General features: G+C 46.5%; 7 protein-coding genes and 5 tRNA genes (1 of these 12 cut by a window edge). All 12 read left to right on the plus strand.

All coding sequences use genetic code 11. The features are described from left to right. The first annotated feature begins 7 nt into the window (after positions 1-7). Positions 8-1,930, plus strand: a complete 1,923-nt coding sequence (gene secD / locus HMPREF3179_RS04260; protein WP_070469830.1) for a protein translocase subunit SecD — start codon at positions 8-10, stop codon at positions 1,928-1,930. A gap of 28 nt (positions 1,931-1,958) precedes the next feature. After that, positions 1,959-2,900, plus strand: coding sequence for a protein translocase subunit SecF (gene secF, locus HMPREF3179_RS04265; protein ID WP_036557482.1), 942 nt, complete (start codon positions 1,959-1,961; stop codon positions 2,898-2,900). 161 nt (positions 2,901-3,061) lie between these two features. Continuing rightward, positions 3,062-4,564, plus strand: coding sequence for a tRNA (N6-isopentenyl adenosine(37)-C2)-methylthiotransferase MiaB (gene miaB / locus HMPREF3179_RS04270; RefSeq protein WP_070469831.1), 1,503 nt, complete (start codon positions 3,062-3,064; stop codon positions 4,562-4,564). Beyond that, positions 4,564-5,643 (plus strand): PhoH family protein, encoded by a 1,080-nt coding sequence (locus HMPREF3179_RS04275; protein ID WP_070469832.1) that lies wholly within the window; start codon positions 4,564-4,566, stop codon positions 5,641-5,643. Before miaB ends, HMPREF3179_RS04275 begins: the two co-directional genes overlap by 1 nt. A 20-nt stretch (positions 5,644-5,663) precedes the next feature. After that, positions 5,664-6,179, plus strand: a complete 516-nt coding sequence (gene ybeY / locus HMPREF3179_RS04280) for an rRNA maturation RNase YbeY (protein WP_246824371.1) — start codon at positions 5,664-5,666, stop codon at positions 6,177-6,179. A gap of 73 nt (positions 6,180-6,252) precedes the next feature. Further along, entirely contained in the window at positions 6,253-7,167 is a 915-nt protein-coding gene (locus HMPREF3179_RS04285; RefSeq protein WP_070469833.1) for an HlyC/CorC family transporter, read from the plus strand. Between the two features lie 10 nt (positions 7,168-7,177). Beyond that, positions 7,178-8,839 (plus strand): apolipoprotein N-acyltransferase, encoded by a 1,662-nt coding sequence (gene lnt / locus HMPREF3179_RS04290; protein ID WP_070469834.1) that lies wholly within the window; start codon positions 7,178-7,180, stop codon positions 8,837-8,839. 133 nt (positions 8,840-8,972) lie between these two features. Next, positions 8,973-9,048: transfer RNA gene (locus tag HMPREF3179_RS04295), tRNA-Ala, on the plus strand. Between the two features lie 21 nt (positions 9,049-9,069). Continuing rightward, positions 9,070-9,145, plus strand: a tRNA-Glu gene (locus HMPREF3179_RS04300). A gap of 68 nt (positions 9,146-9,213) precedes the next feature. Continuing rightward, positions 9,214-9,290: transfer RNA gene (locus tag HMPREF3179_RS04305), tRNA-Asp, on the plus strand. 79 nt (positions 9,291-9,369) lie between these two features. After that, positions 9,370-9,445 (plus strand) — tRNA-Glu (locus HMPREF3179_RS04310). 71 nt (positions 9,446-9,516) lie between these two features. Next, positions 9,517-9,546, plus strand: a tRNA-OTHER gene (locus HMPREF3179_RS04315); it runs 54 nt beyond the window's last position.

Below are 9,546 nucleotides of genomic sequence, written 5' to 3' on the forward strand. Positions count from 1 at the left end.
CTTCGGCATGAATCGTTACCCTCTATGGAAATACCTTATCGTTCTGGTGGCATTATTACTGGGCATACTGTATACCTTACCTAATTTTTTTGGTGAGTCGCCAGCAGTTCAAGTTACCAGCACCAATGTCACACGCAAAGTCGATGAAAACACCTTAAGACAAATTGAAAACTTACTAGCTCAGGAGCAAATACCCTACACTGGGGCCTATTACTCCATGAGTAATTCAATTGGTAATGTCCGAGTTCGCTTTGCCACGCCCGATCTTCAATTAAAAGCCAAGGACGTTATTGAAAAGGCCTTGATCCGCAATCCGGAAGAGCCAGAATACACCGTGGCGCTGAATCTTTTATCTGATTCTCCCGACTGGCTGACAGCGCTCAATGCACGCCCCATGTTCTTAGGTTTGGATTTGCGTGGTGGTGTACATTTCCTCTTACAAGTGGATATGGATGGGGCCTTGGAGTCGCGTTATGACACCCTCAGCAACGATGTACGTAATAACTTACGCACACGTGGCATTGATACTCAGCAAGTTAGCCGCGAAGGCTCTTCGATTCAGGCCCTCTTTGCTTCTGCCGCAGCGCGCGATCAAGCCTTAGGCCAATTGCGCACGATGATGCCTGAATTAAGCTTTAGTACATTGGATAGAGGCAGCCAGTATTTACTGATTGGCGAAATTAATGAAAGTGAAATTATCCGCATTCAAGAAACGGCGCTCAGACAAAATATCATCACTCTACACAATCGTATTAATGAGTTAGGGGTAGCTGAGCCGGTAATTCAACAACAGGGTAATGACCGTATTGTGGTGCAGCTACCGGGTATTCAGGATGTGGCGCGCGCCAAAGAGATTCTCGGTCGTACCGCCACGCTACAACTGCGTATGGTAGAGGATTCACCCACGGCGCTAGCAGCCATTGCCGCAGGCACGGTACCTTTTGGGATGGAGGCCTTTAAAGACACCGACGGTCAGACAATCTTACTCCGTCGTCAAGTGCTCTTAACCGGTGAAAACCTACAAGACGCTACCGCCGGTCGTAATCCTCAATCTCAACAGCCGACAGTTAATTTAAGTTTAGATGATAATGGCGCCCGTATTTTCCGCGAAACGACACGCAACAATATTGGTAAGCGCATTGCCATTGTGCTGTTTGAAAATAACCGCGGACAGGTAGTCACAGCGCCTGTGATTCGTTCCGAAATCCCTAACGGTCAAGTCGAAATATCTGGCTCCATGAGTTTGACCGAAGCGGCTGACACCGCCCTACTACTACGTGCCGGTTCATTAGCAGCGCCCATGTCGATTATTGAAGAGCGTACCATTGGTCCCAGTTTAGGTGCCGAAAATATTGAAAAAGGTTTCAAATCGACACTTTGGGGCTTTATGGCGATTGCTATTTTCATGATTATTTACTATCACCTATTTGGTCTTTTCTCGACCTTAGGGCTAGTATTTAACGTGGTTTTATTACTCGCTTTATTATCACTACTACAAGCCACACTGACCCTCCCAGGGATTGCAGCAATTGCCCTAACCCTCGGTATGGCGATTGACGCTAACGTGCTGATTAATGAACGTATCCGCGAGGAGCTGCGTCACGGGGCCACACCGCAACAAGCCATTAATATTGGTTTTGACAGAGCTTGGGGTACGATTTTTGACTCCAACTTAACCTCTCTCATTGTGGGTATTGCGCTCTTGGCATTTAGTGGACCAGGTCCTATCCGCGGCTTTGCCATCGTCCATTGTTTGGGGATCTTGACGTCAATGTTCTCCTCTGTGGTCGGTGTACGTGCCTTGGTTAATCTCTGGTACGGCGGTCGTCGTGGTGTGAAAAAACTAGCTATCGGTACGGTTTGGCGTGATGACAATAAATTAAGCAACAAATCCGCACAAGCTAGTGATAGCAAGCCAAACAAAGCTTAATTAAGCGCGCATAAAGGATGTATTAATTATGGAATTATTTCGTATCCGTCGAACCATCCCATTCATGAACTATTCTTTGGTTCTGAATTTGATCAGTTTGGTGATGTTCTTATTAGCTATCTTTTTTATTGCGACGCGTGGTTTTAATCTCTCCATTGAGTTTACCGGCGGTACCATTATGGAGGTAGCTTATGAGCAACCGGCTGATTTAGAAGAGGTTCGCTCTAAAATTGCCAGCTTAAATTATCGTGATTATCAGGTGCAAAACTTCGGTACCTCACGCGACGTGATGATCCGCTTACCCGTGGTTGAAGGCATTAGTAGCGCCGAGCAAAGCCAAGCCATCATGAATGTACTGCAACAATCGGATAATCCAGTGGAGATGCGTCGGGTTGAATTTGTCGGCCCACAAATCGGTGATGAGCTGTATATTAATGGTTTAAAGGCGTTTTTCTTTGTGGTGCTAGGTATTATGATTTATCTGGCTTTCCGCTTTGAATGGAAATTTGCCGTGGCCGGTATTTTTGCCAACCTGCATGACGTGGTGATCATTCTCGGTTTCTTTGCCTTTTTCCAATGGGAGTTCTCGCTACCTGTCTTAGCTGGGGTGCTCGCCGTATTGGGTTATTCGGTCAACGAATCGGTCGTGATTATGGACCGTATCCGTGAAAACTTCCGCAAGCAGCGCAAGGCTAGTGTACGCGAGGTGATTAACAGCTCAATTACCCAGACCATTTCGCGTACCGTGATTACGCACGGTTCAACTCAAATGATGGTGTTAGCCATGTTGTTTTTCGGTGGCCCCAGCCTCCACTACTTTGCCTTGGCACTTACCATCGGTATTTGGTTCGGTATTTATTCCTCAATGATTGTAGCCTCCTCTATCGCCATGTGGTTAGGTGTAAAACGAGAGGATATGATCAAGGCACCTAAAGCTGATGAAAACACCACAGAATGGGTTGAGGGTTAATTAAAAGCCAACAAAAATGCCTTGAATTCATGTATTTAGACTAAATTTTTAGTAAAATTACTCGATCGTTAATCAAACTCACTAGTAGCGATGCTAGTGAGTTTTTATATTTACAGTTTTTATCTTTACCCCCGGGATGTAAACCCGTTACGGTGATTATCATGCAAGAAATTACGCTTAAACGCAGCGCCGCCGATGCGCCCAACCACAGTCCAAAAACCCTAGAAGAAGCAGCTCAAGCCGCCAAAGCCGCACTTGCCGCTGAACCTTTGCCCAGCGATGCCGCCTTAGATAAAATCGCTAAATTAAGTCAGGGTGAGCGCCCTAAAAAGCTCTATATCAAAACCTTTGGCTGTCAGATGAATGAGTACGACTCTGACAAGATGGTTGATGTACTGCATGCAAAACAAGGCATGGAGTTAACGCAAAACCCCGAGGAAGCGGATGTGATTTTATTTAACACCTGCTCGATTCGTGAAAAGGCCCAAGAAAAGGTATTTTCCGATTTAGGTCGGGCGCGTCTACTAAAAGAAAAAAATCCTGATTTACTGATTGGCGTCGGTGGCTGTGTTGCCAGCCAAGAGGGTGCCACCATCATTCGTCGCGCACCTTATGTGGATGTGGTATTCGGTCCGCAGACCTTACACCGCCTACCCGATTTAATCGATATGCGTAAAAGCACCGGTAAATCACAGGTAGATATCAGCTTCCCAGAAATTGAAAAGTTCGATGCCCTACCACCGGCTAGGGTAGATGGTCCCTCTGCTTTTGTCTCCATTATGGAGGGTTGTAGTAAGTATTGTAGTTATTGCGTGGTGCCCTATACCCGTGGTGAGGAAATTTCACGCCCCTTTGAATATATTCTAGTAGAGATCGCCGACTTGGCCGACCAAGGTGTGAAAGAGGTCAATCTCTTAGGACAGAATGTGAACGCCTATCGCGGTCCATTAGGTGACGGCGGTGAATTAGCCGATTTTGCCATGCTGTTAGAGTATGTGCATGAAATTCCAGGTATTGAGCGCATTCGCTACACTACCTCCCACCCTAAGGAAATGACCACGCGCTTAATTGAGGCACATGCTAAGCTGCCTAAATTAGTGCCCTTTTTACACCTACCGATTCAGACTGGTTCCGACCGTGTGTTAGCGGCGATGAAGCGTGGCTACACCACCTTGGAGTTTAAATCCGTGGCACGTCGTTTATACAAAGCACGTCCTGGCCTAACGCTCTCCTCTGACTTTATCGTTGGCTTCCCGGGTGAGACGGATGAGGATTTCGAAAACACCATGAAATTAATCGAAGAGTTAAATTTCGATACCTCTTTCTCCTTTATTTACTCTCGTCGTCCCGGCACCCCAGCGGCCGATCTGCCTGACGATACACCCTATGAGGTGAAATTACGTCGTTTGCAACGTCTACAGGCGCAGATTAATAAGCAAGCCAAAGCGATTAGCGAAGCGATGTTAGGTACGGTACAAAAGGTCTTGGTGGACGGTCGCTCACGGCGTGACAAAACAGAACTCACTGGTCGCACTGAAAACAATCGCATTGTGAATTTTGTCGGTTCCGAGCGCTTGATGGGTCAACTCGTTGATATTCGTATTACTGAGGTCTATACCAACTCCCTTCGAGGTGAGGTGGTGACCACGGAGACTGTAGCTTAATGAGCAACAAACGTAAACTACCCCAAGTCATTCATTTGGAAGGTGATAATACACAACTCGCTAATTTATGCGGTCCTTTGGATGAAAATCTTGAGCAGATTGCCCAAGCTTGGGGTGTACAAATCGGCCGTAATGGTGCCAGAATCACGGTAGAAGGTGAACATGCCGAAGAAACCATCCAAGCGTTACTGCTTTTTCATCGTCGTGCCCGCCATCAGGCCTTAAGCATTGATGATATTCAATTAGGTATGGTGGAGTTCAAGGCTCAGCAAGAGGAGCGCCTACAAAAAAGTAGCCGTCCGGTGGCGCCAAGTAAGACGCCATCATCAACGGCCGCCGATCAATTAGCCTCGTATCGCACCATGGCGGCCCAAGCAAATGAAGACAACGGAGAAGTAACGACTAGCCCGCAGCACTTTAATTTACGAGTGCGGCGCAGCGACCTACGCCCCCGTACCCCTAGACAGCAGCAATACCTGGAACAAATTCTCAACCATGATGTGACCTTTGGGGTAGGACCAGCCGGTACCGGTAAAACATGGTTAGCGGTAGCTTGTGCCATTGACGCCCTTGAGCGAGATAATGTTCAGCGTATTATTCTGACACGCCCTGCGGTTGAGGCAGGTGAACGCTTGGGCTTTTTACCCGGTGACTTAGCTCAAAAAGTCGATCCCTACTTACGCCCACTGTATGATGCGCTCTACGACTTGCTTGGCTATGAAAAAGTCCAAAAATACTTTGAAAAGCAAATGATCGAAATTGCGCCCTTAGCCTATATGCGCGGTCGCACCCTGAATCATGCCTTTGTGATATTGGATGAAGCTCAAAACACCACGACTGAGCAGATGAAGATGTTTTTAACCCGCCTCGGTTTCGGTAGTAAAGCGGTGATTACAGGGGATCCCTCACAGGTCGATTTAGCAAAAGGTCAATTTAGTGGCCTAACCCATGCACTCAATGTGTTAAACGAGGTGGATAGCATTAAGCGTACCTTTTTCACTAGCAAAGATGTGGTTAGACATCCCTTGGTTGCGCGTATTATTGAGGCCTATGAAAAGGCTGAAAACGCAGGGCATTAATGCATTAATGATCAATGACAATGACAAATCAGACCGCAAACCATCAACCAAGCTTTGCCGCAAAGCGGCTGAGTTTTAACATACAAAACGCTAGCGCTAGCTTTGTGCTGCAAGATGACTTAAGCGCAGAAGCACTAGAGCAAGTGGTGTTAAGTACGATCCAAATCGTGCAGTCGCTATACCACAGTGAGTTTGAGCAAGCTCAAATTAACTTACGCATTGTCGATCTGGAGGAAGCACGGCAATTAAATCAGCAATATCGCCACAAAGACTACGCAACCAATGTCTTAACCTTTGAATATGGTGTGGATAGCGCACATACCTTGAGCGCTGATATTGTGATTTGCGCTGCGGTAGTGGCACAGGAAGCGCCGGCACAGGGCAAAAGCCTAAGCCATCACTTCACCCACTTGTTGGTACACGGCACCCTGCATGCGCTTGGCTTTGACCATCTAGAAGAAACTGAGGCTGAGGAGATGGAGGGTTTAGAAATCGAGATTCTCGCTGGCTTTACGATTAAAAATCCTTATTTATAGTCTTTACTCTGATATTTCATATAAAGTGGGTAAAATATAGAGTATTCTCAACTTTTCAACAACGACGTCAGAGATGTCAACAGATTCTTTACCACCCTCGCCTACCGATGATGACAATAGGTCATCCTCCCTTAAGGGGATACTTAAGCGTATCTCACCTTTAAGACGCTTTTCTAATTATCTAGGCAAAGCCGAACCTGAAGATCGTCAGGATTTACGTGAAGTACTTCAAACAGCGCATGCGCGCGATATTTTGGATGATGAGTCGTACAGCATTATTGCAGGTACCATGTCATTTGCCGATAAGACCTGCGATGATATTCAAATCTCACGTTCCAAGATGGACCTGATCAATATCGACTGGTCTATCCAAGAGATCATCGATTTTGTGATTGATACGGCGCATTCCCGCTTCCCGGTATATGAGGGTGAGCGGGATAATATTATCGGGCTTTTATTAGCCAAAGATTTACTGCGCATTATTATTCAACCAGAGCTTGATATTAAGCAGCTGCTGCGACCAGCGCATTTTGTACCCGAGTCAAAGCGTTTAAATCAGCTACTCAAGGAGTTTAAAGAGACCCGTAGTCATTTGGCCCTCGTCATTGATGAGTACGGCAGTATCACTGGTTTAGTCACGATGGAGGATATTCTAGAGGAGATTGTGGGCGATATTGAGGATGAGTACGATGAAGAAAGTGAGCAGACGATTTTCCCAGAATCAGATGTCGCCTGGCGCATTATGGCGCTCACACCCATTGAGGATTTTAATAAAATCGTCGGTGCTCATATCCCCGAAGATGAGCATGACACCATTGGTGGTTGGTTAGCTTCCGAGCTTGACCATATTCCCAAACGCGGCGACAGCTTTAATTTCGAGGACCTAAGGTTTTACGTCTTACGTGCCGATGAAAAGCGTGCCCAATGGATCCATGTACGCCGTAGCCCGGTCGTTGCAGAAGTAGCAAAAGACGACGGCGATAAATAGTAGCCAATCAATGACCCAAATGATTCACTGCTTCGTTGCTGTCGCCTTAGGTCTGATTCATTCCCTAAGTTTTTATCAAGGTGCCATCCCCGCCTGGCTACACGCACCCATACAGATGCTGAGTTTTGGTGCCTTATTTTATTTGGTGCTAAGTGCTAACTCACGCAACAAGGCATTTATCACTGCCTATTTATTTGGCATCAGCAGTTTTTGCTCTAGCCTCTACTGGCTCTATATCAGTATGCATGTGTACGGCTATATGCCGTCACTACTTGCGGCTTTAGCCGTATTGCTGTTCAGCTTGTACCTAGCACTGTACTACGGCTTAGCGGCACTCACTAGCAGCTGGCTGATGGCCTTATTTAGACAAGATAATTACACAGCAGAGGATATTAACGCTGGCGCAAGTACCGGTAGACTCGCTTCTCAAGCATATAGTTACTGGTTAACGCCTTTAATCTGGGCGGCGGCCATTACCCTCGCTGAGCTAGCTCGGGGCTATATTTTTACTGGTTTCCCATGGAATGCTATCGCTTATAGCTATGTCGATACGGTATATAGCGCATGGGCACCGATAGGCGGGATGTACAGCATCGTCTTTGTCGTGAGTCTCAGTAGTGCCTTATTAACACAAATTATCTACTACCGAGCCTACACGCTTAAGCTACGTTCAGCAGTACAGTTTATAGCCCTTTTTTTAATAAGCTGGGGGCTTAGCATGATTCAATGGTGGCAGCCTCATGGCGATGCCATCTCGGTACGTTTAATTCAAAGCAATACCCCCATGGATCAAAAATTCGATCCACAGCGCGGTTTAGAGCACTTATATGAGCAGTTCTTATTAGCCCAATTACCTGCCTCCGATCCCGCCAGACCACCCGTTGTAACTATTTTTCCTGAAACCAGCATCCCTGTATTTCAGCATCAGCTCGACAGTCAGATCTGGGCCGATATTATCGGTATGAGTAGCAAAAGTAATAGCACCTTTTTAATCGGCACCCCACTTTATCTGCCCGACGGGGGTGATAAGTTTCGCGTCACTAATAGCGTGATTGCGGTGGATTCTTTCACCGAGCTTCATGAAATTTTCAGCGGTCAGGGATTGAGCATCTACAATAAACGCCATTTAGTACCCTTTGGTGAGTATGTACCTTTTGGTTTTAAATGGTTTGTTAATTTAATGCAAATTCCACTGGGTGATTTTGATGCCGGCCTAGAAAATCAGCAGTTAATGGCGATTGAGGACCAATATTTTTCACCGAATATTTGCTATGAGGATTTATTTGGTGAAGAGCTATTAAATCAATTATTTGCTCATGCTGATTCCGCACAGGGTGCCACGATTTTATTTAATATCAGTAACCTCGCTTGGTTTGGCAATACCATCGCCCTCGGTCAACACTTACAGATATCGCGTATGCGCGCTCTGGAAACGGCTCGACCGATGATTCGTGCAACCAATACAGGTTCGACTGCAGCGATTGATGCTGATGGCAAAGTACATGCCATCCTCCCGACAGCACAGGCGGGCTTTCTTGATGTTTATGTGCAAGGCACACAAGGACTGAGCTACTACGCTTATGTGGGCAATTTGCCCATCTTAATCGTGTCTTTGTTGATCCTAGGGTTGAGCTGGTTTCGTCGGCCGGGTCCGGTTGAGACGAGCAATTAACACGACACTAGTCGTAAAAAACACACAACCATAAAAAATTAATCACAAGCCATTGAAAAAGACTTGACACAAAGCAACTTATCCCCTATGATTATATTCTTTATGCAGCAGTCAGTATGATTGCACTCTATTAGGGGGTATAGCTCAGCTGGGAGAGCGCTTGCATGGCATGCAAGAGGTCAGCGGTTCGATCCCGCTTACCTCCACCAAATAGGCATAAATTTTGTCCGGTCCCCATCGTCTAGAGGCCTAGGACATCGCCCTTTCACGGCGGCAACCGGGGTTCGAATCCCCGTGGGGACGCCAAGCTTTTAGATTTTATTTGATTAGAGTTTAAAAGCTTGGCAATCGACTTAAAATTTGATCGCTTATGCGGAGTGGTAGTTCAGTTGGTTAGAATACCGGCCTGTCACGCCGGGGGTCGCGGGTTCGAGTCCCGTCCACTCCGCCAGAGTTTTCAGCGATTGATTTCGAGCAGTTTTTCTTGCTTAAATTTGAATTCATCGCTATACTTAATCTTTTAAGTCCTTGTCCCCATCGTCTAGAGGCCTAGGACATCGCCCTTTCACGGCGGCAACCGGGGTTCGAATCCCCGTGGGGACGCCAAGCTTTTAAGCTTTATTTTGACTGATTAGAGTTTAAAAGCTTGGCAATTGTTAAAGCATATATGCCACTGCGGAGTGGTAGTTCAGTTGGTTAGAATACCG

Source organism: Oligella sp. HMSC09E12, from assembly GCF_001808505.1.
GTDB lineage: Bacteria > Pseudomonadota > Gammaproteobacteria > Burkholderiales > Burkholderiaceae_B > Oligella > Oligella urethralis.

What these genes read in the sequence shown, in the direction of transcription:
- secF (WP_036557482.1), top strand. Translation starts at nt 1,959, where the DNA reads ATGGAATTATTTCGTATCCGTCGAACCATCCCATTCATGAACTATTCT.
- lnt (WP_070469834.1), top strand. Translation starts at nt 7,178, where the DNA reads ATGACCCAAATGATTCACTGCTTCGTTGCTGTCGCCTTAGGTCTGATT.
- ybeY (WP_246824371.1), top strand. Translation starts at nt 5,664, where the DNA reads ATGACAAATCAGACCGCAAACCATCAACCAAGCTTTGCCGCAAAGCGG.
- miaB (WP_070469831.1), top strand. Translation starts at nt 3,062, where the DNA reads ATGCAAGAAATTACGCTTAAACGCAGCGCCGCCGATGCGCCCAACCAC.
- HMPREF3179_RS04285 (WP_070469833.1), top strand. Translation starts at nt 6,253, where the DNA reads ATGTCAACAGATTCTTTACCACCCTCGCCTACCGATGATGACAATAGG.
- secD (WP_070469830.1), top strand. Translation starts at nt 8, where the DNA reads ATGAATCGTTACCCTCTATGGAAATACCTTATCGTTCTGGTGGCATTA.
- HMPREF3179_RS04275 (WP_070469832.1), top strand. Translation starts at nt 4,564, where the DNA reads ATGAGCAACAAACGTAAACTACCCCAAGTCATTCATTTGGAAGGTGAT.